This is a genomic window from Mesorhizobium sp. M7A.F.Ca.CA.004.12.1.1 (assembly GCF_003997835.1).
Taxonomy (GTDB): Bacteria; Pseudomonadota; Alphaproteobacteria; order Rhizobiales; family Rhizobiaceae; genus Mesorhizobium.
Genome location: NZ_RZRK01001454.1, coordinates 1 through 588, shown reverse-complemented (window position 1 = coordinate 588; position 588 = coordinate 1). Strand labels below are relative to the sequence as shown.

Sequence of the window (588 nt, the reverse complement as noted above, 5' to 3'; positions counted from 1 at the left end):
CCACCGCATAGCGCGAATAGGCCGAGATATCGACGAGACCGGCGGCGCGCCGCACCTGCAGCGCCTCGTCGCCGACGATGTCGAAGGCGTTGGAGCGCCGCAGCGTCGTGTTCTCGGCAAATTCCATCGGCGCGAAATAGGCCGGGATTTCCAGTCCCCAGGAAGCCGTCCATTCGCATCCCGCCGCGCTCATGCCGTCATAGGCACCCGGACGTTTCAGCGGCCGGCCGGCGGGCAGTCGTTCATTGGGAAAGGTCATCACGAAGCGGCGCGAATAGAACTGGCGCGTCGTCTGCCTGAGATATTCCCGGTTGGCGGCGAAGGCGCCGTAGCGAGCGATGTCCATGCCGAAGATGTCGGCCTGCGGTTCGCCGAAAATCATCCACTCGGCCAGCGACTTGCCGACGCCGCCGCCCTGGCTGAAGCCGGCCATGACGCCGCAGGCAACCCAGTAGTTCCTCAGCCCGCGCACCGGCCCGACAATCGGATTGCCGTCCGGCGTGAAGGTGAAGGCGCCGTTGACCCATTTGCGGATGCCGGCCGTCGCCAGGCAAGGAAAGCGCTCATGCGCCTTGGCGAGTTCGGGGC

At 66.2% G+C, this 588-nt stretch carries 1 protein-coding gene; it reads right to left on the bottom strand.

The genetic code is table 11. The features are described from left to right. The coding region (locus tag EN984_RS37000) for an FAD-dependent oxidoreductase (RefSeq protein ID WP_127384471.1) at positions 1-588 on the bottom strand (588 nt) is incomplete at both ends.